21 protein-coding genes are annotated in these 26,973 nt (G+C 66.3%); 10 read left to right on the top strand and 11 right to left on the bottom strand.

Translation table 11 applies throughout. The features are described from left to right. Positions 1-126 precede the first annotated feature (126 nt). On the top strand, positions 127-393 hold the full coding sequence (locus tag I6F12_RS01925; protein WP_036003643.1) for a hypothetical protein: 267 nt from the start codon (positions 127-129) through the stop codon (positions 391-393). Positions 394-583: 190 nt separating this feature from the next. Here I6F12_RS01925 and I6F12_RS01920 read toward each other — a convergent pair whose 3' ends face one another. Further along, on the bottom strand, positions 584-1,453 hold the full coding sequence (locus I6F12_RS01920; protein WP_225146952.1) for a sulfurtransferase: 870 nt from the start codon (positions 1,451-1,453) through the stop codon (positions 584-586). Between the two features lie 156 nt (positions 1,454-1,609). After that, positions 1,610-2,944, bottom strand: a complete 1,335-nt coding sequence (locus I6F12_RS01915) for a dihydroorotase (protein ID WP_036003638.1) — start codon at positions 2,942-2,944, stop codon at positions 1,610-1,612. 97 nt (positions 2,945-3,041) lie between these two features. Between I6F12_RS01915 and I6F12_RS01910 the strand changes: the two genes are divergently transcribed. The 6 genes from I6F12_RS01910 (at position 3,042) to I6F12_RS01885 (ending at position 9,813) form a co-directional block, all read left to right on the top strand. Further along, a complete protein-coding gene (locus I6F12_RS01910) occupies positions 3,042-3,917 on the top strand; it encodes a folate-binding protein (protein ID WP_225155383.1) in 876 nt (291 codons plus the stop codon). Then, a complete protein-coding gene (locus tag I6F12_RS01905; RefSeq protein WP_225112592.1) occupies positions 3,914-4,540 on the top strand; it encodes a DNA-3-methyladenine glycosylase I in 627 nt (208 codons plus the stop codon). Before I6F12_RS01910 ends, I6F12_RS01905 begins: the two co-directional genes overlap by 4 nt. Further along, positions 4,537-5,151: an HD family hydrolase gene (locus I6F12_RS01900; RefSeq protein ID WP_036028303.1), complete on the top strand. Its 615-nt coding sequence runs from the start codon at positions 4,537-4,539 to the stop codon at positions 5,149-5,151. Before I6F12_RS01905 ends, I6F12_RS01900 begins: the two co-directional genes overlap by 4 nt. 144 nt (positions 5,152-5,295) lie before the next feature. Then, on the top strand, positions 5,296-5,802 hold the full coding sequence (locus tag I6F12_RS01895; RefSeq protein ID WP_036028306.1) for a protein-tyrosine phosphatase family protein: 507 nt from the start codon (positions 5,296-5,298) through the stop codon (positions 5,800-5,802). A gap of 226 nt (positions 5,803-6,028) precedes the next feature. Continuing rightward, positions 6,029-6,997, top strand: coding sequence for an NAD regulator (locus I6F12_RS01890; protein ID WP_036028309.1), 969 nt, complete (start codon positions 6,029-6,031; stop codon positions 6,995-6,997). 110 nt (positions 6,998-7,107) lie between these two features. Next, positions 7,108-9,813 carry a DUF2339 domain-containing protein gene (locus tag I6F12_RS01885; RefSeq protein WP_225155382.1) on the top strand — a complete coding sequence of 902 codons (2,706 nt, stop codon included), beginning with the start codon at positions 7,108-7,110 and terminating at the stop codon, positions 9,811-9,813. 69 nt (positions 9,814-9,882) lie between these two features. Here the strand turns inward: I6F12_RS01885 and I6F12_RS01880 are convergent, their stop codons facing one another. The 6 genes from I6F12_RS01880 to I6F12_RS01855 all read right to left on the bottom strand — a co-directional run bounded on the left by I6F12_RS01880 (position 9,883) and on the right by I6F12_RS01855 (position 17,157). Then, positions 9,883-11,571 (bottom strand): methyl-accepting chemotaxis protein, encoded by a 1,689-nt coding sequence (locus tag I6F12_RS01880; RefSeq protein ID WP_225155381.1) that lies wholly within the window; start codon positions 11,569-11,571, stop codon positions 9,883-9,885. Positions 11,572-11,827: 256 nt separating this feature from the next. Then, positions 11,828-13,564, bottom strand: a complete 1,737-nt coding sequence (locus I6F12_RS01875; RefSeq protein ID WP_050996044.1) for a methyl-accepting chemotaxis protein — start codon at positions 13,562-13,564, stop codon at positions 11,828-11,830. A 200-nt stretch (positions 13,565-13,764) separates the two neighbouring features. Beyond that, a complete protein-coding gene (locus I6F12_RS01870; RefSeq protein ID WP_036003604.1) occupies positions 13,765-14,010 on the bottom strand; it encodes a hypothetical protein in 246 nt (81 codons plus the stop codon). Positions 14,011-14,172: 162 nt separating this feature from the next. Further along, complete coding sequence (locus tag I6F12_RS01865) at positions 14,173-14,760, bottom strand: hypothetical protein (protein WP_225136883.1); 588 nt, start codon at positions 14,758-14,760, stop codon at positions 14,173-14,175. 114 nt (positions 14,761-14,874) lie between these two features. Continuing rightward, a complete protein-coding gene (locus I6F12_RS01860) occupies positions 14,875-15,861 on the bottom strand; it encodes an MDR family oxidoreductase (protein WP_128263697.1) in 987 nt (328 codons plus the stop codon). 42 nt (positions 15,862-15,903) lie between these two features. Next, positions 15,904-17,157 (bottom strand): MFS transporter, encoded by a 1,254-nt coding sequence (locus I6F12_RS01855; RefSeq protein WP_225155380.1) that lies wholly within the window; start codon positions 17,155-17,157, stop codon positions 15,904-15,906. 340 nt (positions 17,158-17,497) lie between these two features. Here I6F12_RS01855 and nadA point away from each other — a divergent pair, with 340 nt between their 5' ends. Genes nadA through nadC form a run of 3 tightly spaced genes read left to right on the top strand, consistent with a single transcriptional unit; the run spans position 17,498 to position 21,109 of the window. After that, positions 17,498-18,604 carry a quinolinate synthase NadA gene (gene nadA, locus I6F12_RS01850; protein WP_225155379.1) on the top strand — a complete coding sequence of 369 codons (1,107 nt, stop codon included), beginning with the start codon at positions 17,498-17,500 and terminating at the stop codon, positions 18,602-18,604. Between the two features lie 11 nt (positions 18,605-18,615). Further along, complete coding sequence (locus I6F12_RS01845; protein ID WP_225155378.1) at positions 18,616-20,220, top strand: L-aspartate oxidase; 1,605 nt, start codon at positions 18,616-18,618, stop codon at positions 20,218-20,220. 10 nt (positions 20,221-20,230) lie between these two features. Beyond that, the gene (nadC, locus tag I6F12_RS01840; RefSeq protein WP_109144665.1) at positions 20,231-21,109 is read left to right on the top strand and encodes a carboxylating nicotinate-nucleotide diphosphorylase; all 879 of its coding nucleotides are present in this window, start codon (positions 20,231-20,233) and stop codon (positions 21,107-21,109) included. 107 nt (positions 21,110-21,216) lie between these two features. On the opposite strand, the gene I6F12_RS01835 is transcribed toward nadC, so the two are convergent. From I6F12_RS01835 to recN, 3 genes are all read right to left on the bottom strand, one after another. Then, positions 21,217-22,665: a cell wall hydrolase gene (locus tag I6F12_RS01835; RefSeq protein WP_225155377.1), complete on the bottom strand. Its 1,449-nt coding sequence runs from the start codon at positions 22,663-22,665 to the stop codon at positions 21,217-21,219. A gap of 310 nt (positions 22,666-22,975) precedes the next feature. Then, positions 22,976-25,129 (bottom strand): NAD-dependent DNA ligase LigA, encoded by a 2,154-nt coding sequence (gene ligA, locus I6F12_RS01830; RefSeq protein ID WP_225155376.1) that lies wholly within the window; start codon positions 25,127-25,129, stop codon positions 22,976-22,978. Between the two features lie 164 nt (positions 25,130-25,293). Then, positions 25,294-26,967, bottom strand: coding sequence for a DNA repair protein RecN (gene recN / locus I6F12_RS01825; RefSeq protein ID WP_036003579.1), 1,674 nt, complete (start codon positions 26,965-26,967; stop codon positions 25,294-25,296). Positions 26,968-26,973: the final 6 nt, after the last annotated feature.

The following is a 26,973-nucleotide window of genomic DNA, read 5'->3' as shown; positions in this document are numbered from 1 at the left end:
CTGTCATCGACTTTGTTCACAGCCGTTAACCGTTCTTAAAGATGTGGCCTAGCGGTCGTTAACGCCCGTGCTACACCTCTCGCACAGCGCATCGCCGTGGATCGCGCCTCAGCCTGACCGAGTTTCATGAGCCAGCCGATTTCCTACGCCCCCGCCCGCGCGCCGCTGCCCGATCACGAGCAGAAACAGGCCGCACTGAGCTATCTCAACGAGGCCTGGGCCGAGGCGCGTCATGACGGCGTCGACGGCGACTGCCTGGCGCAGGCGAGCCTGTTCGCGGCCCTCGCCGAGCTCGTCGGCACCTATGGCGAGGACGCAGTGGCAAAGTTCGTCGAGGGCTTTCCCGGCCGCATTCGCAACGGCGAATTCTCGGTCGGCATCTGCAGGCAGTAAGCCGTCCTGAAGCAGTAAGCCGTCCTGAAAATGACCCCGCCACGCGGGCGGGGCCAGTTGACGGATGAATGACTCTGCGAAAGGCGTCGCGAAGTCTGCCGCTCTTATCGCACGGAAGCCGTTGCCGGCGGACAAGCATTAATCTCGCGATGACCGGGAGATGTTCCCGACAGAGCCGGGAACGCGCGCCTCAGTCCGTCTCGATCGGCAGCGCCGGATCCCTCGCCCATTCGCCCATCGAAGCGTCGTAGAGCGTCAGCTTGTCGTAGCCGAGCTGCGTCAGCAGCAGGAGGTCGATCGTCGCCGAGATGCCGCCGCCGCAATAAAGAATCACATTCTTGTCGCGCGTGACGCCCTGGGCGGCGAACTTCGCTTGCGCATCCGCAAGATCCGCCAGCGTCTTGTCGGCATTCACGAGTGTGGCTGCGGGAACGTTGACGCTGCCGGGAACGCGGCCCGGCCGGCCATAGCGGCTCGGCTCGAGGCCGCGGTGAAACTGCGGCCCGAGCGCGTTGACGATGATGGTCGCGGGATCGCCGATCCGCGCCAGCACGGCTTCCTTGTCGACGAAGCAGCCTGGGCGCGGCGCCGCCTTGAAGGCCGTCACCGGATAGCCTTTCGGTGCGCCCGTCTCGGTCGGCCGTCCCTCCTGCTGCCATTTGTCGAAGCCGCCGTCGAGCACGTGGGCATCGACGCCGAGCGCGCGCAACATCCACCAGAACCGCGTCGCCCACATTATCGTCCCTATGCTGTAGAGCACGATGGTCTTGCCAGCATCGAGGCCGTGGCGGCCGAAGGCGGCCTCCAGCTGGGCGACATCGTGCATCATGAAGAAGTGTTGCGACGAGGCGTCGGAGAACTCGCCTTGCAGGTCGAGGAAATCGGCGCCGGGGATGTGGCCGGCGGCGAACGTCTTGTCGCCGGGCACGGCGCGATAAGGCACGGCGCTGCCTTCCGGCGCGGGCTCAAGATAGGTCGTGCAGTCGTAGAGGCGAAGGTTGGGATCGCCGAGCATGGCGGCGAGCTGCTCGGTGGTGATGAGGGCGGCGGGTTGGGACATCAGGCTGCACTCCCGTTCGAGAGAAAGTGTAGACCGCCCCTCCCGTCATTGCGAGAGCAGCGAAGCAATCCAGAGTCTTTCCGCGGCGACAGACTGAATTGCTTCGCTGCGCTCGCAATGACGAATGGGGAAGCCCCGTGCGTCCCCCACATCACCCTACTGCTTCAGCGTCTCCAGGAACCGCACCGGCTCGCCCTGCGCGGCCGTCACCAGCTCGCCCTGCCACATCACGCGACGGCCGCGGATAAAGGTGCCGACCGGCCAGCCGGTGACGCGAACGCCGTCATAGGGCGTCCAGCCGGCCTTGGACGCCACCCATTTGTTGGTGATGGTCTCGCTGCGCTTGAGATCGACGATGGTGAAGTCGGCATCGTAGCCGGCGGCGATGCGGCCCTTGCAGGCCATGTTGTAGAGGCGCGCAGGGCCGGCGCTGGTGAGGTCGACGAAGCGCGCCAGCGAAAGCCGACCCGCATTAACGTGATCGAGCATAACAGGCACCAGCGTCTGCACGCCGGTCATGCCGGAAGGCGAAGCGGGATAGGTCTTCTGCTTCTCCTCCAGCGTATGCGGGGCGTGGTCGGAGCCGAGCACGTCGATGATGCCCTGTTCGATGCCGCGCCAAATGCCGGCACGATGATCGGCGCCGCGCACCGGCGGGTTCATCTGCGCCAGCGTGCCGAGCCGCTCGTAGCATTCCGGCGCGACCAGGGTGAGATGGTGCGGCGTCGCCTCGCAGGAGGCGACATCCTTGTGGTCGCGCAGGAACTCGATCTCCTCCTTGGTCGAGATGTGCAGCACGTGAATACGCTTGCCGGTCTCGTGCGCGAGCTTGACGAGGCGCTGCGTCGCCATCAGCGCCGCGGTTTCGTCGCGCCAGACCGGATGCGAGCGCGCATCGCCTTCGATGCGCAGCGATTTGCGCTCGTTGAGGCGGTATTCGTCCTCGGCGTGGAAGGCGGCGCGGCGGCGGATCACCTGGAAAATGCGGCGCAGGCTCTCGTCGTCCTCCACCAAGAGCGCGCCGGTGGACGAGCCGATAAACACCTTGACGCCGGCGCAGCCGGGTGCGCGCTCCAGCACAGGCAGGTCCTGCACGTTCTCGCGGGTGCCGCCGATGAAGAAGGCGAAATCGCAATGCATGCGGTGATGGGCGCGCTTCACCTTGTCGGTGAATTCGGCCTCCGTCACGGTCAGCGGCGAGGTGTTCGGCATCTCGAACACGGCGGTGACGCCGCCCATCACGGCGCTGCGCGAGCCGGTCTCGAGGTCTTCCTTGTGCGTCAGCCCGGGCTCGCGGAAATGCACCTGCGTGTCCATCACGCCGGGCAGGATGTGCAGGCCCTTGCAGTCGATCACCTCGGCGGCTGAGTCTTGCGATAGCGGACCGAGCTCGGCGATGCGACCGCCCGTGATGCCGATATCCCGCACGCCCTCGCCGTCCTGGTTGAAGACGGTGCCACCCTTCAGGATCACATCGAAACGCTGGGTCATTGGGCCTCTCTCATCCTCAGGGCGCAGGGCTCGAGGTCTTGTCGTTTATGCGTTGCGGGCTTACGTTCCGGAGCAACATGTCGCAAGAGATTTTCGCATGAAATCGGCGTTTCTTCCCGACCGGGGCGTAATCAAAGTCGCGGGTGAGGATGCGCGCAACTTCCTCAATGGCCTCGTCACCACCGACGTGGACAGGCTGAAACCTGGTCTGGGGCGATTCGGCGCATTGCTGACGCCGCAGGGCAAGATCATCGTGGATTTCCTGATCACGGAAGCGTCCGCGGGCCACGGCGGCGGGTTCCTGATCGACTGCCCCAAGGCGCTGGCGGACACCCTCGCCACCAAGCTGAAATTCTACAAGCTGCGCGCCAAGGTCACCGTGGACAAGCTCGACCTCGGCGTGCTCGCCGCCTGGGACGGCGAGCCGGCGGCGCAGCCCGACCTTGCCTTTGCCGATCCGCGGGCTGAGGGGCTCGGCTACCGCATCCTGGTCCCGGAAGATCTCAAGCAGAAACTGTCCGATCTCATCGGCGCCGAGCTGGTCGATGCAGCCGAGTACGAGGCGCACCGCATTGCGCTCGGCGTGCCGCGCGGCGGGCTCGATTTCATGTACAGCGATGCGTTCCCGCATGAGACCAACATGGATCGCCTCGCCGGCGTCGATTTCGACAAGGGCTGCTATGTCGGCCAGGAGGTCGTCTCGCGCATGCAGCATCGCGGCACCGCGCGCACGCGCAGCGTGAAGGTGCTGCTCGAGGACGCCTCGCCCGAGCCGGGCACGACCATTCTTGCCGGCGACAAGCCGGTCGGCACCATCGGCTCGACGGCTGGCGGCAAGGGAATCGCGCTGGTGCGCATCGACCGTGTCGCAGACGCGCTCGATGCGGGCCAGCCGCTCACCGCTGGGGGGCTGGCTTTGACACTCGCTGAACCAGACGTCGTTCGCATTCCAGCCAAGCAGCCGACCGCATGAGCCGCGCTGCCCGCTTGCATCCCGATGGTCTGACCCGCTGCCCCTGGCCGGGCGAAGATCCGCTTTATGTCGCCTATCACGACACCGAATGGGGCGTGCCGGAATACGACGACCGCGCGCTGTACGAGAAGCTGATGCTGGACGGCTTCCAGGCCGGCCTGTCCTGGATCACGATCCTGCGCAAGCGCGACAATTTCCGCAAAGCCTTCGACGATTTCCAGCCGGAGAAGATCGCGCGTTACACGCCCAAGAAGGTTCACGCGCTGATGAACGATGCGGGTATCGTGCGCAACAAGGCCAAGATCGAAGGCGCGATCCTGAGTGCAAAGTCATATCTCGACATCATGGAGAAGGGCCCGGGCTTCTCGAAGCTGCTGTGGGACTTCATGGACGGACGGCCCAAGGTCAACCAGTTCAAGACCACGGGAAGCGTGCCGGCTTCGACGCCGCTCTCGGTGCAGATCTCCAAGGAGCTGTCCTCGCGCGGCTTCAAATTCGTCGGCCCGACCATCGTCTATGCCTTCATGCAGGCGACCGGCATGGTCAACGACCACCTGGTCGACTGCCACTGTCATGCGACCTGCAGCAAGACCCAGCGCAAGCTGCGCCTCAAGGCCAAATGACGGCGAAGAAGGCAGCGCGCAACGAAGAGGTCCGCGCCTGGCAGCGCATGCTGTCGGGCCGGCGGCTCGACCTGCTCGATCCTTCCCCGCTCGACATCGAAATCGGCGACATCGCGCACGGGCTGGCGCGGGTGGCGCGCTGGAACGGACAGACCCTCGGCGCGCACATCTTTTCGGTCGCGCAGCATACGCTGCTGGTAGAGACCGTGCTGCGGCATGAGATACCCCGCGTCGACCAGCGCGTGCGGCTCGCGGCCCTGCTGCATGATGCGCCGGAATATGTGATCGGCGACATGATCTCGCCGTTCAAGGCCGTGCTCGACGGTCATTACAAGGCCGTCGAGAAGCGGCTGCTCGGTGCCATCCATATCCGCTTCGGTTTGCCGCCGGTATTGCCAGATGACATCACGCAGGCCATCAAGGCCGCCGATCGCGGCGCGGCCTATCTCGAGGCGACCGAGCTCGCCGGCTTCAGCGCAAGCGAAGCGCGGCGCCTGTTCGGCAAGGATCCGGGTCTCTCCGACAGCGTCCGACGCGACTATCTGACGCCCTGGACCGCGGCGCGGGCCGAGAAGCAGTTTCTGGAGCGGTTTGGCGCCGTGTTTGCGTAGCATTATTCCTTCGTAGGGTGGGCAAAGCGAAGCGTGCCCACCGAACCAAGCGACATGCGCGCAATTGCGAAATGGTGGGCACGGCGCGATGCGCCTTTGCCCACCTACGAGCGCTCGCTATAATCGGGCGCAAAAAGGTTCGCCATGATCCACGTCTGTTCCCTCGCCGCGCTTCCCGAGACCGTCCGCCTCACCAAGGCCAGTCACGTGCTAACCGTGATGGCCAATGTCGAGCAGGTGGCGCGTCCGGTCTCGGTGCTCCCGGCCAACCACCTCAAGGTGTCGATGGACGACATCACCGAGGAAATGGACGGCTTCGTCGCGCCGTCGGAGACGCATATCGAGCAGGTGCTCAACTTCGTGCGCGGCTGGGACCGCAGCGCCCCGCTGGTGGTGCATTGCTACGCCGGGATCAGCCGCTCCACCGCCAGCGCGTTCGCGGCCGTTTGCGCGCTTAATCCAAATCGCGACGAGATCGAGATCGCCAGGAAGATTCGCGCGGCCTCGCCGATCGCCTCGCCCAATCGGCGCATCGTCGGCCTCGCCGATCGTGCACTCGGACGCAACGGCCGCATGCTGCGCGCGCTCGACGAAATGGGCCCGGGCGCGATGATGGTGGAAGGCCGCCCCTTCGCGATCGAGCTCGAATGACAGCTGGTTGTCACGATGGAGGTGCGCCCCCTCTCCCGCCGGCGGGAGAGGGTTGGGGAGAGGGTATCTCGGCGACGAAGACTCCCCCAGAGGATAGAGCCCTCTCCCGCCTCGCATCTGTCGATGCGACGCGACCTCTCCCGCAAGCGGGAGAGGTGCACCGAGTCCGCGGATGGGCCGTCTTAACCAAGCGGCATTCTGTTCAATTCAACGACACGGCAGCCGCATGAGCGAGACGCTGCTGACGCCAATCGAAATCGGCCTCACCGCCGCTATCGTCGCGATCGAGAACCACGAGCCGTTGATCCTCACTGCGCATAGCAGCGACGGGCTTGCCGGCCTGCCGTTCGGCCCGTTCGACGCGGTGAGCCATCGCACGTTCGAGATCGGCCTGCGCGCTTGGGTCGAGCAACAGGCGGGGCTGCGGCTCGGCTACGTCGAGCAGCTTTACACGTTCGGCGACCGTGGCCGTCATGCCGAGGCCGGCGACACCGGCGCCCACATCGTTTCGATCGGCTATCTCGCGCTGACGCGCCCGGCGGGCGGCGAGCTCGCGACAAACGCGGCGAGCTTCGCGCCCTGGTATCGCTTCTTCCCCTGGGAAGACTGGCGCGACCAGCCGCCGGCGATCATCGCCCGCGACATCATCCCTGCACTGACCGAATGGGCCGAGGAGGAGACGGCGGAGACGATTCGCGCACTGCCGCGGAAGGATCGCGTGCGGTTCTATTTCGGTCTCGACGGCGCACCCTGGGACGAGGAGCGCGTGCTCGACCGCTACGAGCTGCTCTACGAGGCCGGGCTGATCGAGGAGGCCCGCCGCGATGGCCGTCCTGCGGCATTGGCGCGCAAGACGCTTCCCCCGCTCGGGACCTCGATGCGGTTCGACCACCGCCGGATTCTCGCCACGGCAATCGCGCGGCTGCGCGCAAAGCTGAAGTATCGTCCTGTAGTCTTTGAACTTTTGCCGACCGAATTCACACTCACTGAACTGCAGCACACGGTGGAAGCGATCTCCGGCCGGCACCTGCACAAGCAGAATTTCCGCCGCCTGGTCGAGATGGAAGCCCTGGTCGAACCGACCGGGGTGATGTCGACACAGACGGGCGGACGGCCGGCAGCGCTCTACCGCTTCCGCCGCGAGGTGCTCCAGGAGCGGCCCGCGCCGGGCTTGCGCGTTCGCTCCCGGCGCTAGAGCATGATCCGGAAAAGTGCGTTGCGGTTTTCCGGTAAGATCATGCTCAAGAAATTAAGATCCTGATATCAGTGGTATCGGCCCCTGCCCGCCGATTGCCTGGAGGCTTCATGTTCGACGGCCCGTTTGACGTCTTTGCGCTGATCATTGCGATCATTGCCTTCCTGATCGCGATCAAGGCGTCCAGCCAGGCGACCGAGTTGCGCCGCCGGATCAGTTCGCTCGAAGATATGCTTTACGCGCAGCGGACGGTGCAGCCGCCCCCGCTGATGCCGGCGCAGGCCGAAGCCCCCGCGACGACTGCAGCCGCAGAGCCGCCGCCGCTGGCCCCGGAAGCCGAAACGACGCCGCCTCCGCTCGTCACCGAAGAGATTTCGCCGCCCCCGCTCGAGCCGAGCACGGGCGCCGCTGCGCCCCCTCCGGTGCCGGAGGCAGCACCCGGCTTCGAGGAGCGGCTCGGCACCCGCTGGGTGGTGTGGATCGGCGGGCTTGCGCTCGCGCTCGGCGGCTTCTTCATGGTGCGCTATTCGATCGAGGCCGGTCTGCTCGGCCCCGGCGTGCGCGTGTTCCTCGGCGGCCTGTTCGCCGCTGCGCTGCTTGGCGCCGGCGAATGGACGCGGCGCAAGGAGAGCATCTCGAGCATCGCGGCGCTGCCGATCGCCAACATTCCCGCGATCCTCACCGCGGCCGGCACGGCGGTGGCGTTCGCGACCATCTACGCGGCGTACGCGCTCTACGACTTCCTCGTGCCTGCGACAGCCTTCGTGCTGCTCGGCATCGTTGCGATGGCCACGCTGGCCGCAGCGCTCCTGCACGGCCCCGCGCTCGCCGGGCTCGGCGTCGTCGGCGCCTTCGTGACGCCGATCCTCGTCTCCTCCGGCAAGCCGGATTATTGGGCGCTCTACATCTATCTTGCGGTCGTGACGGCCGCGAGTTTCGGGCTCGCCCGCATCAGGCTATGGCGTTGGCTTGCGGTCACGACCATTGCCTTCGCGGTGCTCTGGATCTTCCCGGGTCTCGATACCGAACAGGTGCAGGTCGCGCCGCACGCCTTCCATGCCATCGCCGGCTTCGTGCTCGCCGCACTGCTCGTCGTCTGCGGCTTCATGTTCGGACCCAGCATGGAGAACGGCGAGATCGAGCCGGTCTCATCGGGCGCGCTCGGCGCCTATTTGTTCGGCGCGATGCTGGTCGTGCTGTCGAGCGCGCATGCGGATCTCGCGCTGATCGCCTTCACGCTCCTCGTCGGCGGCACGCTGTTCGTCGCCTGGCGCGCACCGGCGGCGACCGGCGCGCTGGGCGCGGCCGCGGCGGCCGTGTTCATCGTGTTCGCCGAATGGGCGGTGCGCGCCAACCCTGATATGCTGGTGCTGCCGGGCGGCCCGATGCCCGGCGTCGGCCCGGTCGCGATTGATAGCGCGGTGACGCTGCATCTGGTGACGGCCGCGATCTTCGCCGCCGGTTTCGGCGTCACGGGCTTTTTCGCGCAAGGCCGCTCGAACTCGGTGATCATTCCCGTGGTGTGGTCGGCGGCGGGCGTCGCGACGCCGATCGCCATCCTGGTTGCGCTCTATGCGCGCATTGCCCATCTCGACCGCTCGATCCCGTTTGCGATCCTCGCCGTGCTGCTCGCTGCGGCCTTTGGCGCTGCGACCGAAGCGCTGATGCGCCGCGAAGAACGGCCCGGCGTTGCAACCTCGGTCGCGCTGTTCGCGACCGGTACGCTCGGCGCGCTGGCGCTGGCGCTGACCTTCGCCCTGGAGAAGGGCTGGCTCACCATTGCGCTCGCGCTGATGTCACTCGGCACCGCCTGGATCTCGTTGCAGCGGCCGATTCCGGTGCTGCGCCGGCTGGCTGCGGTCTTCGCTGCGATCGTCACCGCGCGCATCGTCTATGATCCGAGCATCGTCGGCGATGCCGTCGGGACCATGCCGATCTTCAACTGGCTGTTGTGGGGCTATGGCCTGCCGGCCGCCTCGTTCTGGGGCGCGAGCATCTTCCTGCGCCGCCGCGCCGACGATCCGCCGCTGCGCGTGGTCGAGACGGCGGCGATCCTGTTCACCGCGCTGCTCGCCTTCATGGAGATCCGGCACTTTGCGACCGGCGGCCGCATGACCTCGCCGCCCTCGCTGCTCGAGTTCGCGCTGCAAGTCTGTGTCATGCTAGCCATGGCAATCGGCCTGGAGCGCCTGCGGCTGCGCAGCCACAGCATCGTGCACAATGTCGGCGCGGTCGTGCTGACGGCGATCGCCGGCCTCATCAGCGTGTTTGGCCTCCTGATCCTGGAGAACCCGATGCTGCTCTCCAGCGTCAATGTCGGCAGCCTCGTGTTCAATCTGCTGCTGCTCGGCTATGCGTTGCCGGCCGTGCTGATGCTGCTGCTCTCCTACGCAGTGGCGGGACACCGCAGTGTCGCATATGCAAACACGATTGCGGGTGGCGCCCTGGTGTTCGCGCTCACCTATGTGACGCTGGAGATCCGCCGCTTCTATCACGGCCCGGTCCTGCTCTACGGTGGCACCACGAGCGCCGAGCAATATACCTATTCGATCGGCTGGCTCGCTTTTGGCGTGGCGCTGCTCGGCGTCGGCATCCTGGTCAATTCGGAGCGTGCGCGGCTGGCGTCCGCCGCCGTCATCGCGCTGACGATCTTCAAGGCCTTTGCCGTCGACGTGTGGACGCTGACCGGCGTCTATCGGGCGCTCTCGTTCATGTGCCTTGGCGTCGTGCTGGTCGCGATCGGCTGGCTCTACCAGCGCATCCTGTTCCGGCGGCAGATCGCACCGCCGCCGGCCGCGCCGCAGACGGGCAGCTAGACTGGATCGTCGGGCGGGCACTCCACCTCTCCCCAGCGGGGAGAGGTAACAACGATCGAGCGGGTGCCTCTACGCCGCGCGGACCGATTCCAGGAACTGCGCGACCTCGACCTTCAGGCGGGTGCTGTCGGTCGCCAGCGACTTCGCCGCCGACAGCACTTCACTCGAGGCCGAGCCGGTCTCGATCGCACCGCGCTGCACGTTGGTGATGTTGGACGACACTTCCTGCGTGCCGAGCGAGGCCTGCTGAACGTTGCGCGAGATCTCCTGCGTGGCCGCGCCCTGCTCCTCGACGGCAGCGGCGATCGCCGCGGACACCTCCGACAGCCGCTCGATGGTGCCGCCGATCTCCTGGATGGCGTTGACGGATTCTTGCGTCGCCGCCTGGATGCCCGAGACCTGCGCCCCGATTTCGCCGGTCGCTTTCGCGGTCTGCTCGGCCAGTGCCTTGACCTCGGAGGCGACGACGGCAAAGCCGCGGCCGGCTTCGCCCGCGCGCGCCGCCTCGATGGTCGCGTTCAGCGCGAGCAGATTGGTCTGGCCCGCGATGGTGTTGATGAGCTCGACGACGTCGCCGATGCGGGCGGCCGCCTGCGACAGCGCGTTGACGCGCTCGTTGGTCCGCGCCGCCTGCTCGACCGCTTCCGATGCCATCCGCGCCGAATCCTGCACGCGGCGGCTGATCTCGGTGATAGAGGACGACAGCTCCTCGGAGGCCGAGGCCACCGCCTGGACGTTGGTGGAAGCTTCTTCCGACGCCGCCGCAACGACGGTTGCGAGCTCCTGGCCGCGCTGCGCGGTGCCGCTCAGCGTCGCCGCGGAGGCCTCGAGCTCGGTCGAGGCCGACGACACGGTCTCGACGACCTCCCCAATCATGACCTCGAAATTGCGGGTGATGGCATCGACACGTCGGCCGCGTTCGATCTTGGCCTCGGCGTCGCGCGCCGCCGCAGCGTCGGCCGCCTTCTTGGCGATCAGCGCCTCCTTGAAGATCTGGAGCGCATCCGCCATCGAGCCGATCTCGGTCTTCTCGCCGCGATGCGGCACCTCCACCGCAAGGTCGCCCTCGCCGAGCGACTGCATCGGGCGGATGATCGAAGCGATGCCACGCGAGACGTCGCGCACGAGATAGTAGGCGGCGCCGATCGCGATCACGACGGAGGCCACGATGATCCCGACCAGCACACGGAAGATCGTAGCGTAGCTGTCGGCGGCCTGCTTCGTCTCCAGCTCGGCGCCCTGATTGTTCATTTCGATGCCCTTCTGGAGCAGCGGATCGGCGGCCTGAGCCATCTTCGCGACCTTGGTCTGCAACATCTCGTTGGCATCGGTCGGGAACCGGCCGACACTCTTGCGCGACAGCGCCATTACATCCTGCACGCCGTTCAGGTACTCGGCCCAGGCCTTGGTCCATTGCTCGTAGAGCGAGCGCTCCTCTGCGCGCGTGATCAGCGGCTCGTAGATCTTGCGGGTCTTCTCGATCCGTTCGCGCAAACCTGCCAGGCGCTTCTCGGCAGCCTCCTTGCCTTCGGCAGTATCCTGCATCAGGTGCAGACGCAGCGCGACGCGGAGCTCGTTGATGTCAGCACGCATCGAGCCGAGCGCACGCACGCTCGGCAACCAGCCCTGCGCGATCTCGACCGTATGGGCATTGATGTTCTGCATCGTGCCGATCGCCATCACGCCGACGCCGGCGAGCGAGAGCACGAGGACCGACAGCACGGTCAGCAGCTTGAAGACGATCGACAATTTCGACATCACGACAATCCCGATGATTACCCGGCAACGCGCACATCATCTGCGCCGCAGACGTCACGACGGACGACCCGGGCGAAGGTCAGTTCAACAATGCTGGCTGGTTCTTTTCCCGAAGGATTGCGCGCATAATCGCAAACAGGCGTTAACAGGAGGCTACGTAAAAATACGGCTCGTGCGCAGCGATCGTGGTTCGCTGCAACTCTCTGTTGCAGCCGCACCGGCATCTCCCGTTACGATGCGGACGCAAAGGCACGTGTCAGGCCGCGCGGACGGTATCGAGGAACTTTCCGACTTCGAGCTTCAGCCGGTTGCTGTCGCCGGACAGCGATTGCGCGGCGCCCAACACCTGCGAGGATGCCGAACCGGTCTCACTCGCGCCGCGCTGCACGTCGGTGATGTTGGACGACACCTGATGGGTGCCCGTCGCCGCCTGCTGCACGTTGCGGGAGATCTCCTGCGTTGCGGCCCCCTGCTCTTCCACCGCGGCTGCGATGGTCGAGGAGATCTCCGACAGCTTCTCGATGGTGTGGCTGATGTCCTTGATCGCGCCGACCGAATGCTCGGTGGCGGTCTGGATGCTGGCGATCTGCTGGCCGATCTCGCCGGTCGCCTTCGCCGTCTGCTCGGCAAGCGCCTTGACCTCCGAAGCGACGACGGCAAAGCCGCGGCCTGCCTCGCCGGCGCGCGCGGCCTCGATGGTTGCATTGAGCGCCAGGAGGTTGGTCTGGCCGGCGATGGTGTTGATCAGCTCGACCACGTCGCCGATCCGCGCCGCAGCAGCGGAGAGCTCCCCGACGCGATCGGTCGTGGTGCGAGCCTGGTTCACCGCATCGCCGGCGACGCGGGCGGATTCCTGCACCTGCCGGCTGATCTCGGTGATCGACGACGACAGCTCTTCGGTCGCCGACGCGACCGACTGCACGTTGGTGGACGCTTCCTCGGAAGCGGCAGCAACCATGGTCGTGAGCTCCTGGCCGCGCGCCGCGGTCGCGGTCAGCGTCGAGGCGGAAGCTTCCAGCTCGGTCGCGGCCGAGGACACGGTATCGACGATCTCACCGATCGCGGCTTCGAAGCTGTCAGCCAGCTTGTGCATCTCGGCCTTGCGCTGCGCGGCCGCAATCTGGTCCTGCCTGATCTTGGCTTCGGCGTCCTCGCGCGCCTTCTGCTCCGACACGACCTTGAACTTTTCAACGGCCGCCGCGACGCCGCCGACCTCGTCCTTGCGGCCGAGACCGGGCAGAACCACGGAGAAATCGCCGCCGGCGAGCTTGTCCATGGCGACCGTGAGCGCACGGATCGGCCGCGCGATGGTCAGGAACGACATCAGCCAGGAGCCGACGAGGACGAGCATGGCGAGTGCGCCGACCAGGATCGCAAGCTGCTCGCTCGATCTCATTTGGGCCGCGGCCGCGGAATTCTTCTCCTCGGATTTGTGCCTTGCGTAGTCGGCGATCTGGCCGATCAGCACGTCGAGCTCGCCGGCAATCGGCAGGGTCACCTCGCGTGCGATGCGAACGACGTCTTCATTGAGCTTCGCAGCGCGGGCCGCTCCGTCTGCACCGCTGGCGGCCAGGGCTTCGCCGCGCACGCCGGCGATCTGCTGCGCGGCCTTTTCGTAATTCGCAGCCAGCGATCTCAGTTTCTCCATCCGAGCGCGGTTCTCCGCCTCGTGAGAAAGCTTCAGCATTTCATCGACCAGCGCATTCGTCGATTTTTGCCGGTCGCCCAGGTTCTGGACGGCCTTCTGAATGTCAGCCGGGCTATTGGCAAGACGAAGGTCTCGTACCGCGAGCTGCATGCCGCGAACCGCAGCCTCGGCCTTGACTGCGTCGCGCGCGATCTGCTGCTGCGCAAGCGCGCTCTGGCTGCTCTCGCGAATGCCCGCATTGCCGAGCATCTGGCTTGCAATCATGGCCCCAACCAGGAGCACACCGAGCGCCGACGCAATCGCCAGCTTGGTCCCGATCCTCAGATTCTGAACTAGGCTCAACATGGGCATGCTTCCCCCGAAGGAACGCGCAGCCGAGTCATTGTCGGCTTCCCCTGACTGCGCCATTGCCCAAAAAATGAGCTTCTCACATTCCGATTTGGTTAACGAAATCCCTCGCAGAAATACTGACTTTGCACGCTAAATGATTGAGCGCGAAAGGAAACGATCCCGTCATAGTTGTAAATTGCAGCTTCAAGTCGGAGCTAGGACGCTTTACATCCGATGGCCTCGCCGACGAGGCTGATTCGAAAGACCGGCTGCTTGTCCTCATCGAGCAGCTCCATGCACCACTCGGCGTTCGGCTTCAGGCCGCGCGCGATGCCGCTGAGCAGATTGGCGCACACCTCGGTCATCTCGGTCCAGGCGGCTGCGCGATCCTCGAACTCGTACGGCAGGTCGGCGGCGCCGGAATAACGGCCGGTGCTGATGCGGAAGAAATAGAGCGACATGGTTGAACCCTTGCGTGGGACCGCCCCCCGGCGCGCGCAAACTGCGGCCCGAACAGCTACCAAGGCATGAAAGCCGCCGTCCGTATGACTACGGCGCAGGCGGCTTGATGTTCGATGATGCCTTCGACGATCAATGGCGCGGGTTGTCTCGCGCAGGCGAGCTCACTGCGTGGAGCGGCGCAGCTCCAGCGGTCCCTCGTTCTTCGCCGGCTCGGACTTCACCGGCTCGAGCCGGCTGCCCTCGACACGCGGCGTCTCGACGCGCGCGGCTACCTCGGTGGTCGAGGCGGCAACCGTGCCGGTGTGCTCCGGCTTGTGCAGCGAGCGCGGCCGCGCCGCAGCGCGCGCCATCAGCATTTGGTTGCCGCCCTGGTGACGGAAGTCGCAATAGGCGAAGCCCATGCCCGACACCGAGCCGCGGAAGCTGCGATCGTCGGTCTTTTCGAGGTTGAAACAGGGCTCGAACGGAATGCCCTTGATCGAGGCGCAGACGTTCTGGCCGCGGATCTGGAGCGTATTGCCGGGAAGTCGGAGGTGCTTGACCGGGCCTGCGCCCGAGAATTGCACCGCACCGGCGGCACCGAGATCGTCGAGGATGCGGCCTGCCCCGCGGGTGCCGTCGAAACAGGTGAAGGCGAACACCTTGCCGGCCACGAAGCGGCGCGCCTCGTCGGCGTTCATGCTTCCAGCGATGGCCGGCGCAAACGTCGCTGCCGCCGTGACAGCCCCCAACACAATACGCGCAAGCATGCTCAACTCCGAACCAACCCCCGCAGCGGGCGATGCCTTTATCTCTTTACCCGCTGCTTACCATACGAACCATGGCGAGATTGAAGCAGCTTGGTTGGTAAAGTCTGAACGCCGTCAGACAATTTTTACCACGACGCGGCCGCGAACCTGGCCGGCGAGGATTTTCGCGCCCCAGCCCTGAACCTCGTCGAGCGAAATTTCCTCAGTAATTTCAGAGAGTTTTGTTCGGTCCAGGTCGGAGGCCAAGCGCTGCCAGGCGGCCTTCCTGGGCTCGATCGGGCACATCACCGAATCGATGCCGAGAAGGCACACTCCGCGCAAAATAAACGGCGCCACCGAGGACGGCAGGTCCATGCCGGCGGCCAGGCCGCAGGCCGCGATCGCGCCGCCATATTTCGTCATCGAGAGCAGGTTGGCGAGGGTGGTCGAGCCGACGCTGTCGACGCCGCCGGCCCAGCGCTCCTTGGCGAGGGGTTTTGCCGGGGCCGACAATTCATTGCGATCGATGATCTCGGCAGCCCCCAGCTGCTTCAGGTAGTCGGCCTCGGAGGCCCGGCCGGTCGAAGCGATGACGTGGTAGCCGAGCTTCGAGAGCACGGCGATCGCGACCGAGCCGACGCCGCCGGCAGCGCCCGTCACCACGACCGGGCCGCTCTTCGGCGAGATGCCGTGCTTCTCCAGCGCCAGCACCGAGAGCATCGCGGTGAAGCCGGCGGTGCCGATCGCCATGGCGTCGCGCGCCGATAGCCCTTGCGGAAGAGCGACCAGCCAGTCGCCCTTCACCCGCGCCTTCTCGGCATAGGCGCCGAGATGGGTCTCGCCCATGCCCCAGCCGGTGCAGACGACCTTGTCGCCCGCCTTCCACTGCGGATGCGAGGAGGCTTCAACCGTGCCGGCGAAATCGATACCGGCGATCATGGGGAAGCGGCGCACCACCGGCGCCTTGCCGGTGAGCGCAAGGCCGTCCTTGTAGTTCAGCGTCGACCATTCGACGCGGACGGTGACGTCGCCCTCCATCAGCTCGGTTTCGTCGAACTGCGCGAGCTGCGCGGTGGTGCCCTTGTCCGCCTTGTCGATCCTGACAGCCTTGAATGTGGCCACGACTGAACTCCCTGACTTTGTTTGTCGGGGATGTTTAGCTGATCAGGCCGGCTGCGCAACCACCCGCTGGACCGGTTTCTCGACGATTGGAAGATTGATCAGCGCCGAGAGCACGCCGAACAGGATCGAGAGCCACCAGATCGGCGTGTAGGACCCGAACTTTTCGAACACGATGCCCCCGAGCCACACGCCGAGGAAGCCACCTACCTGATGGCTGACGAAGGCAAAGCCGTAGAGCGTCGCAAGCCAGCGCGTTCCGAACATAAGCGCCACCAGCGCCGAGGTCGGCGGCACCGTCGACAGCCAGGTCAGGCCGGAGATTGCACCGAACGCGATCGCCGAGAACGGCGTGATCGGGAACGAGATGAAAGCGAAGATCGCCAGCGCGCGCGTGAAGTAGATGGCCGAGAGGATGTAGCGCTTAGGAAGGTAGTTCTGGAGATACCCCACGCTCAGCGATCCGATGATGTTGAACAGGCCGATCGCCGCGATCACCCAGCCGCCGGTTTGTGCGGTGATGCCGCGATCGACCAGGAACGCCGGCAGATGCACGGTGATGAAAGCGAGCTGGAAGCCGCAGGTGAAGAAGCCGAGCACCAGGAGCACGTAGGAGCGATGACCGAAAGCTTCGGCAAGCGCCTTGGTGATGGTCTGGTCATCCGCGGGCGTTGCGCTGTTCACGGTTGTCACCGCCGGCGTCGAGAGCGCCAGCGAGAGCGGGATGATCAGCAGCATCAGGAAACCGAACACGGAGAGCGCCTGCTGCCAGCCGAAATTGTCGATCAAGGCGACGCCGATCGGTGCGAACAGGAACTGTCCGAACGAACCCGCGGCCGTGCCGGCGCCGAGCGCGATGCCGCGCTTCTCCGCGGGCAAGAGCTTGGTGAAGGCCGACAGCACCAGGTTGAACGAGCAGCCAGCCAGACCAAAGCCGATCATCACCCCGGCGCCGATGTTGAGCGACAGCGGCGTCGAGGAATAGCGCATCAAGAGCAGGCCGCCAGCATAGAGCAGCGCGCCGACGCACATCACCCGGAACAGGCCGAAGCGATCCGCGACCGCACCGGCGAACGGCTGGCCCAGTCCCCACAACAGATTCTGCACGGCGATGGCGAGGCCGAACACGTCACGGCCCCAGCTGAATTCGCTGCTCATCGGCTGCACGAAGAAGCCGAGCGCCGAGCGCGGACCGAAACCGAGCATGCCGATGGCACAACCGCAGAGGATGATGACGGCCGGGGTACGCCAGTTGGAGGAACGCGAGGCCGGAGCGAGCTCGCCGATCTGTGTCGACATGGTTCTCCTCGTCTGTCCTTGGCGGAGCCGCAAATCAGCAGCCGCGGGACAGCCCGTTTAATGCATATGCATGAAAATCCCAAGGCAAAAACGATTGCATTCCACGAAGAGCTGACGCGGGAGCATTGCGTTTCGATCTGGCCTCGCCTGGCAGGGGCGCAGTGACGGGAATGTGTGCGGGGAGGCCCTAGCGGCAAGCAGCGATGCGTGTTACGTTTGATCTACTCAGATTGAGCATATGCTGACTACAACGACGTTCGTCCGGCCCCCTAGGCCGGATTTCTCGGGCCCCACATATTCTCAGAATGAGCATAAATGCCACGCCACTTCGGAGGCTTCGATGCCGATCACTGCAATTTACGGTCCCGACGACTTTGCCAAGCGGCCGCAAGGCCAATCCACCGCCTCCCCGCGCGCCGCGCCGGTCGCCCCGGGACCGACATGGCCGATGCCGTTCCTGGAATGGTCGCCGGCGGTCGAACGCGCCACCGCGCCGCTCTATGACCGCGTCAAGCACGTGATCCCGTCGATCGAATGGCCGCTGATGGCGCCGACGATTCTCGCGATCAAAGAGCTCAAGCGCGCGCGGGGCGCGGTCATCCTCGCCCACAACTACCAGACCCCGGAGATCTTCCACTGCGTCGCCGATATCGGCGGCGACTCGCTCCAGCTCGCGGTCGAAGCCACCAAGGTGAAGGCCGACATCATCGTCCAATGCGGCGTGCACTTCATGGCGGAGACCTCGAAGCTGCTCAATCCGGACAAGACCGTCTTGATCCCGGATTCGCGCGCGGGCTGCTCGCTCGCGGCCAGCATCACCGGTGCGGACGTGCGGCTGCTGAGGGAGAAATTCCCCGGCGTGCCTGTTGTCGCCTATGTCAACACCTCGGCGGAGGTGAAGGCCGAGGTCGACATCTGCTGCACGTCCTCGAACGCGGTGCAGGTGGTCGAGAGCCTGAACGCCCCGACCGTGATCTTCCTGCCCGACCGATACCTCGCCACTTACGTGGCGTCGAAGACCGACGTGAAGATCATCGCCTGGAAAGGCGCCTGCGAGGTGCATGAGCGCTTCACCGGCGAAGAGCTGCGGAGCTTTCGCGAGGCCGATCCGTCCGTGCAGATCATCGCGCATCCGGAATGCCCGCCGGACGTGCTGGCGGAAGCCGACTTCACCGGTTCGACCGCGCACATGATCAACTGGGTACGCGCGAAGCGGCCGCGGCGGCTCGTCATGATCACGGAATGCTCGATGGCCGACAATGTCCGGGCCGAGCTGCCCGACGTGGAGATGCTTCGCCCCTGCAATCTCTGCCCGCACATGAAGCGCATCACGCTCGCCAACATCCTGGAAAGCCTGCTGACGCTTCGCGAGGAGGTGACGATCGACCCCGCGCTTGCGGAACGCGCGCGGCGCTCGGTCGAGCGCATGATCAATCTGAGAAATTGAGGGCGAGTAACATGCAACACGACATCCACGACCTCGCCAGCACCGACAACGTCGTCATCGTCGGCGGCGGCCTTGCCGGACTGTTCTGCGCGCTGAAGCTCGCGCCGCGGCCGGTGGCCTTGATCTCGGCGGCACCGCTCGGGCGCGGCGCGTCCTCGGCGTGGGCGCAAGGCGGCATCGCCGCAGCAATGGCCGAAGGCGATACGCCGGAGGCACACGCTGCCGATACCGTCGCGGTCGGCGGCGGCCTCGTCGATGCAGCCGTCGCGCTCGGGATCGCGCGCGAAGCGGCGCCGCGCATCCACGATCTTCTCGCCTATGGCGTTCCGTTCGATCGCGATCTCGACGGCAGGCTTGCGGTCGGTCGCGAGGCTGCGCATTCCGCGCGTCGCATCGTGCATGTGCGCGGCGACGGCGCCGGCGCCGCGATCATCGCGGCCTTGAGCGAGGCGGTGCGTCGCACCCCCTCGATCCGCCTGATGGAAGGCTTCGTCGCCGAAGCACTGCTGACCGAGGACGGCGCGGTCACCGGGCTTCAATTGCGCGAGGCCGGCAATGCCGCGGCACGGCCGCTCGTGCTCGCCTCGCGCGCGGTCGTGCTTGCGACCGGTGGGCTCGGCCATCTCTACGCCGTCACCACCAACCCGTCGGAAGCGAGCGGCTCGGGCCTTGCGATCGCCGCCCGCGCCGGCGCCGTGATTGCCGATCCTGAATTCGTGCAGTTCCACCCGACCGCCATCATGGTCGGCCGCGACCCGGCACCGCTCGCCACCGAAGCCCTGCGCGGCGAAGGTGCAACGCTGATCAATGGCAACGGCGAGCGCTTCATGAGCGCCCGCCACCCGCTCGCGGAGCTCGCGCCGCGCGATATCGTGGCCCGCGGCGTGTTCGCCGAGATCGCGGCCGGGCGCGGCGCCTTCCTCGATGCGCGACGGGCGCTGGGCGCGCGTTTCGCGACGAGTTTTCCGACCGTGCATGCGAGCTGCATCGCTGCCGGCATCGATCCCGCGGCGCAGCCGATTCCGATCGCGACGGCCGCGCATTACCACATGGGCGGCATCGCGGTGGACGCGCGCGGTCGCAGCTCGATCGACGGTCTCTGGGCCGCCGGAGAAGTCTCCTCCACGGGCGCGCATGGCGCCAACCGGCTTGCCTCGAATTCCCTGCTCGAAGCCGTCGTCTATGCCGCCCGCATTGCCGACGACATCGCCGGCCGCACTGTGCCCCCGCCGGCACGCCTTCCCGAGTCTTTGGTGACACCACGCGCCGGCACGCCGGATGCTGCGGAGGTGAAGCGGCTGCGCGCAATGATGAGCGCGCATGTCGGCGTGATCCGCGACGGTGATGGGCTTGCGCAAGCCGTGCGCCATTTCGTCAGGCTCGAGCGCGAGGCCGGACGCAGCGTCCTCGGCAACATGGCGATTTCGGCCCTGCTCGTCGCCGCTGCGGCCTGGACGCGGCGCGAAAGCCGCGGTGCGCATTACCGTTCCGATCACCCGGCCGAGAACCCAGCGCTGGCGCAGAGAACGATGACCACGCTCGCCGCGGCGCGCGAGGTCGCGGAGAGCCTCGACGAGCGCCCGCGGCCACGCCTTGTGCAATCCATGATCGCCTGAAGGAGGCCCCATGATCACCCCGACCTCACTGCTCTATCCCGATGCCTTCCTCTCGCCGCTCGCGATCGAGGCGGCCGTTGAGCGCGCGCTCGACGAGGATCTCGGCCGCGCCGGCGACATCACCTCGCTGGCGACGATCCCGGAGGCGACGCGCGCGCAAGCCATCCTGGTCGCGCGCCAGTCCGGCGTGATCGCCGGATTGCCGCTGGCGCTCGCGACCTTGCAGAAGCTTTCGCCCGAGATCGAGGTGCGCGCACATGTCCGCGATGCCACGGGGGTTGCGCGCGGCCAGCACGTGCTGACGATCTCGGGCCCGGCGCGCGCCATTCTCACGGCGGAGCGCACCGCGCTGAACTTCGTCGGCCGGCTGTCGGGCATCGCCACGCTCACCGCGGACTATGTCGCCCGCACCGAAGGCACCAGGATGCGCATCTGCTGCACGCGCAAGACCACGCCGGGATTGCGGGCGCTGGAGAAATACGCGGTGCGCTGCGGCGGCGGCTTCAACCACCGCTTCGGGCTCGACGATGCGATCCTGATCAAGGACAACCACATTGCGGTGGCCGGCGGCATCCGCCCGGTGCTGGAGCGCGCCCGCGCCCATGCCGGCCATCTCGTCAAGATCGAGATCGAGGTCGACACGCTGGCGCAGCTGCGCGAGGTGCTCGAGAGCGGGATGGCCGATGCGGTGCTGCTCGATAATATGGACCTTGCGACGCTGCGCGAGGCGGTGAGGCTCAACGCGGGCCGCGTCGCGCTGGAGGCGTCCGGCGGCGTCACGCTGGACACGATCGCCGCCATCGCGGCCACCGGCGTCGACTATGCGTCGGCCGGCGCCCTGACGCATTCTGCGCCGAACTTCGATTGTGCGCTGGACATCGAGGCGTGATGGCACCTCTCGCGTCATGGCCGGGCTTGTCCCGGCCATCAACGTCATGCGTTACCAAGAACGTGGATGCCCGGGACAAGCCCGGGCATGACGATCACTTGTAGGCGCTACCGCCGCTCGCCCAACTCCGCGGAGCTCTTGGCTTCCTGCGCGAGCGCGGCGGAGAGCGCGGCGGTTTGCGCCGGCGTGCCCCAGCTCGGCAACTCGCTGCCGTCGCCCCAATTGCGCGGCCGATAGAAGGTGTGCACGCCGGTCTTGTACAGCTTCTTCATCTCGGCGACCCAGGACGGGCGGACCCAATAGGCATGGTAATGCGTGGACTTGCCGACCTCGGGCAGCCAGATCTGCCCGTCGAGCATCGCCTTGGAGATCTTCTTGGCGCGCTCCCACATTTCGGGTTCGCGGATCACGTCGGCATTGTTGTCGCAGGCGAAGGTGAACTGACAGGCCAGGTGACGGTGCTTGTTCTGATAGACCGCGCCGCATACGGTGTCAGGATATTTGCCGGAGAAGACGCGGTTCATCACCACTTGCGCCACCGCAATCTGGCCGCGCACGGCTTCGCCGCGGGCCTCGAAATAGACGGCTTCGGCAAGACACTTCTCGGACTTGGCGCGCGACTTGTCGTCGAGCGCGAGCCGCTCCGCCGGCGACTTGCCGCGCTGGTTGTCGGCGTTGACCTCGCCCTTCGGCGCGACGCTCTCGCCGCTCTCGATGTCCTTGGCGATCTCCGCCGTCGGCGGGGTCAGCGAGGCCGTCACCTTCATGTCGGGGTCGGGCACCACGATCAGCGGCTCGGCGCCGGGCTGCCAGCTCTCGATGGTCTCGATCTGGCCGCCCAGCGAGGAGCTGCCGAAGAAAAGGCTCGATGTCTTGACGCTGAAAGGATCGCGCGCGGGAGCAGCCGGCGCCGTGGCGTGCTTCAGCGCTTCCAGCGGCTGCACCGCGAACGCGCGCGCAGCCTCGCTCGCCTGCGGCGGATTGGAATATTGCGGCAGCGGCGGCGCGCGCATCGCCTCCTGCAGCTCGGGATCGAGCGGGGCCGCGGATTCCGGCGACATCGCCGGCGGCCATGCGGCGGTCTTGGCGCCGAACACCGAGCTGTTCGAGGTAGCGGGATCTTCCTTGGCTGGTGCTGCAGCCGGCGCGGCCGTCTCAGGCGACTGCGTCGGCGCGACGATTGCGAGGCGATCGCCCTTCAGGGCGCGATCGACCTTGGGAAAGTCGGATGCGTGGTAGCGCGGCGGTGCCTGAAGCGCCGGATTGCGGCGGATTGCGCCGGTGACGTCGCCGCCGTCGAGGCTCGCGAGCCGAACCATCGCACTCTGCGGAACCGAGGTGCCGATGGGGCGGGAAAAACTGTAGGTGGCAAGCTGGATCGAGGACGCAGCGGAGAACACCTGCTTCTGCCACCGCTCGGCGACGCCGGGTTGGCGCGCCAGCAACGAGGCAATGTCCTGATAGCCGGTCTCTCTCGGCATCAATGCGAAGATGCAGAGACCGATGCCGAAGGACGCGAACCGCGCGCCCTTCGGATGGTTACGCAACACAGACATCGATACGCTCACGCTACGCTTACGCTGGTTCGATCGAACTCAGTACATCCGTGCAATTCGATCTTTATTGTGAGTATCTAATTTAGGTTGCCGGGGCGTTAATCGGCGTTGCGCAGGCGGCACACTCAAGCGAATGCAGGTGTTTTCACGGGGCGACGTCGCGCATTGGCAAATGCGGCCTCACGTGAAGCGGTAAACATCGGGTCAACGCGAATGGTGAAGGAACTCTTGCGCCCCCGCGTACCATCACGGGAAGCTGTTGGGGGAGCGCCTGTGCGATGACGACGGTTGCGAGGGGCCAACGCGCCCCTCACTCGGCGATCAGCTTCAACCACTCGTCTTCGGTCAGCACCTTGACGCCGTGCTTGTTGGCGTCCGCGAGCTTCGAGCCGGCGCCGGGGCCCGCGACGACGAGATCGGTCTTTTTCGAAACCGAGCCCGACACCTTGGCCCCGAGCCGCTCGGCCGTCGCCTTGGCTTCATCCCGTGTCATCTTCTCCAGCGAGCCCGTGAACACCACGGTCTTGCCGGCGACGGCCGAATTGCTCTTCGGCTTCTCGGCGTCGACGATCTCGACCTCCTTGGTCAGGCGTTCGACAATGCCGCGATTGTGACTCTCGCCGAAATAATCGGCGATGCTCCTGATCACGGTGTCGCCGATCTGGTCGAGCGCGTCCATGTCCGCGATCGCCTCCTCGTCGCCCTTGGCAACCTTGAGGCAGGCATCATGGAAGGCGTCCCACGAGCCGTAGCCGCGCGCCAGCGCCAGCGCCGTGGTCTCGCCGACATGGCGCATGCCGAGCGCGAAGATGAAGCGCTCCAGCGCGATTCTGCGCCGGCTCTCGATGGCGCCGAACAGGTTGCGCACGGAGGTCGCGCCGTAGCCTTCGATCTCCTCGAGCTTGAGTTTCGCGTTGCGCTTCTCCAGCGTGAAGATGTCGGCGGGCTCCTTCACCCAGCCCTCGTCGAAGAAGTACTGGAGCTGCTTCTCGCCGAGGCCGTCGATGTCGAAGGCCCGCCGCGACACGAACAGCTTCAGATGCTCGATCTTCTGATAGGGACATGCGAACTCGCCAGTGCAGCGGGCGCGCGAGCCCTCCTCGCCCGTCGCCGTCTCCTCGCGCACGACGTCGGTGTGCAGCGGACACGGGCACTTCTTCGGGAAGTGGAATTCCCTGGCGGTCTTCGGCCGCTTGTCGAGGACGACGTCGACCACCTGCGGGATGACGTCGCCGGCGCGCTGAATCACCACGGTGTCACCGATCCTGATCTCGCGCCCCTCGCGCAGCACCTCGCCCTTGTTGCCGATGCCCTTGATGTAGTCCTCGTTGTGCAGCGTGACGTTCTGCACGATGACGCCTCCGACGCCCACCGGCTCGAGCTTGCCGACCGGCGTGAACGAGCCGGTGCGGCCGACCTGGATCTCGATGTCGCGCAGCACCGTCATGGCGCGCTCGGCCGGGAATTTGTGCGCGATGCCCCAGCGCGGCGTGCGCGACACGAAGCCGAGCCGCTCCTGCCAGTCGATGCGGTCGATCTTGTAGACGACGCCGTCGATGTCGTAGTCGAGCCGCGCGCGCTGCTCCTCGATCGCATGATGAAAGGCGAGCAGTTCCTCGACCGAGTGACAGAGCTTGGTGAGCGGATTGGTCTTGAAGCCACAGCGCTCGAACCAGCCGATCATGCCGCTCTGCGTGTCTTCCGGCATCGCGCTCATCTGCCCCCAGGCATAGGCGAAGAAGCCGAGGGGACGGGAGGCGGTGATGGTCGGGTCCTTCTGGCGGAGCGAGCCGGCGGCCGAATTGCGCGGATTGGCGAAGATGGTATCGCCTGCCGCCTTCTGCCGTTCGTTGAGCGCCAGGAACGCCTTCTTGGTCATGTAAACTTCGCCGCGCACCTCGCAGATGTCGGGGATGTTGCGGCCCTTTAGCTTCTGCGGCACGTCTTCGAGCGTACGGATGTTGGCGGTGACGTCCTCGCCAACCGCACCGTCGCCGCGCGTCGCGGCGGTGACGAGCTCGCCACCCTCGTAGCGCAGCGACATCGAAAGGCCGTCGATCTTCGGCTCGGCGGAGAAGTCGATCTTGTCGTCATCGAGCTTCAGGAAGCGCACGATGCGGCCGACGAAGTCGCGCACGTCCTCCTCCGCAAAGGCGTTGTCGAGCGACAGCATGGGCACGGCATGCGGGACTTTCTTGAAGCGCCCTGACGGCGCGGCGCCGACCTTCTGCGAGGGCGAGTCCGCGGTGACGAACTCGGGAAAACGCGCCTCGATCGCGTTGAGGCGCTGGCGCAGCGCGTCGTATTCGGCGTCGGTGACGGTGGGCGCGTCCTCCTGATAGTAGCGATCGTTGTGCCCCTCGATCTCGAGGGCGAGCCGCTTATGCTCGACCTTGGCCTGCGCCTTGGTGAGTTCGGCGACGTCGCGTAGCGGTGTTGCTTTGGATTTTGCTGCTCTGGCCATGGCGCTTGGATACGACGGAGCGGGCGGGAGGGTAAAGGCTTGTGGAAATCTCGTGCCCCGGGCGCAGCGCAGCGCTCCTTCAGCGGTGCGCTGCAGAGCCGGGGCCCATGTCGCGGCAGGCATTCTGGGTCCCGGCTCGCGCTACGCGCGTCCGGGACACAAGCCTAAGCCGTCGCCGCCTTGAGCAGCCGTTCCGCCGCAGCCCTCGCCTCGGCCGTGATCTCGGCGCCGGCGAGCATGCGGGCGATCTCCTCGCGGCGGTGGTCGGCGGCGAGCGCATTGACGCGGGTGGCGACGCGCTTGCCCTTGTCGAGGGCGTCCTTGGAGATGAGCAGGTGCTGGTCGGCGCGGGCGGCGACCTGCGGGGCGTGGGTCACAGCCATGACCTGGACCTTGCCGGCCAGCCGCGCCAGGCGCCCGCCGATGGCGTCCGCAACCGCACCGCCGACGCCGGTGTCGATCTCGTCGAAGACGAGCGTCGGCGCCGAGCCGCGGTCGGACAGGACGACCTTGAGCGCGAGCAGGAAGCGCGACAGCTCGCCGCCGGAGGCGACCTTCATCAAGGGCCCCGGTCTGGTGCCCGGATTGGTCTGCACCCAGAACTCGACGCGATCGAAACCTTGCGGCCCGGGCGCAGCCTCGTCGGTCTCGACCTGGGTCATGAACCTCGCGCGTTCGAGCTTGAGCGGGGCAAGCTCGGCATTGACCGCCTTGTTGAGCTTCTCGGCCGACTTCTGCCGCGCCAGCGACAGCTTCTTGGCGGCCGCCGCATAGCGGCTGTCCGCCTCGATCGCGGCCTGCTCCAGCTTCTTCAAGCGCGAGGCGCCGGCATCGATCAGGACGACGTCGGCGGCGTATTTGGCGGCCAGCGCGGCGAGGCCGTCAACCGGGGTCGAATATTTGCGAGACGCCGCACGCAAAGCAAAAAGCCGTTCCTCGATGCGCTCGAGCTCGGCCGGATCGAAATCAGTTGCGGCCAGCGCCGCCTGGAGATGCTGATCGGCCTCCTCCAGCGCGTTGATCGCCGCGTCGATTGCCTTTACCGCGGGCTCGACCAGCGCCGGCGAGTTGACGCCGCGGCGCTCCAGCCGGCGCACCGCCGCCGAGAGCGCGGCAACCGGCGAATGATTGCCGCCGACCGCCTCCTGCGCCTCGCGCAGGTCGGAGGCGATCTTCTCGCCCTGCATCATGGTGGTGCGGCGGGAGGCCAGTGCGGTTTCCTCGCCATCTTTGGGCGCGAGCTGCTTCAGCTCGTCGGAGGCGTGACGCAGATAATCGGCCTCGCGCGCCGCGCGCTCCATGGCGGCGCGATGCTCCTCAAGCGCGGTGTTGGCGGTGCGGCGCGCATCCCAGAGCGCTTCGACGGCCGCGACGTCCTTCTCCAGGCCGGCAAAAGCGTCGAGCAGGCGGCGGTGGGTGGCGGCATCGACCAGCGCGCGCTCGTCGTGCTGGCCGTGGATCTCGACCAGGGCGGTGCCGACCGCCTTCAGCGTCTGCACGCTGATCGATTGGTCGTTGATGAAGGCGCGGGTGCGCCCGTCGGCGAGCTGCACGCGCCGGAGAATCATCTCGCCGGTGTCGTCGAGGCCATTCTCGGCCAGTATCTTCGTCGCAGGGTGATTCTTCGGGACATCGAACACGGCCGTGACCTGCCCCTGCTCCGCGCCGTGACGCACGAGGCCGGCGTCGCCGCGGCCGCCGAGCGCCAGCGCAAAGGCATCGAGCAGGATGGATTTGCCCGCACCGGTCTCGCCGGTCAAAACCGCGAGGCCGGAGGCGAATTCGATATCGAGCCGTTCGATCAGGACGATGTCACGGATCGACAGACGCGCCAGCATGGAACC

The sequence above is a fragment of the Bradyrhizobium sp. IC4059 genome (assembly GCF_020193615.1).
In the GTDB taxonomy this organism is placed as follows: Bacteria; Pseudomonadota; Alphaproteobacteria; order Rhizobiales; family Xanthobacteraceae; genus Bradyrhizobium; species Bradyrhizobium yuanmingense.
The sequence above is the reverse complement of the archived record's forward strand: the minus strand, read 5'-3'. Positions and strand labels throughout refer to the sequence as shown.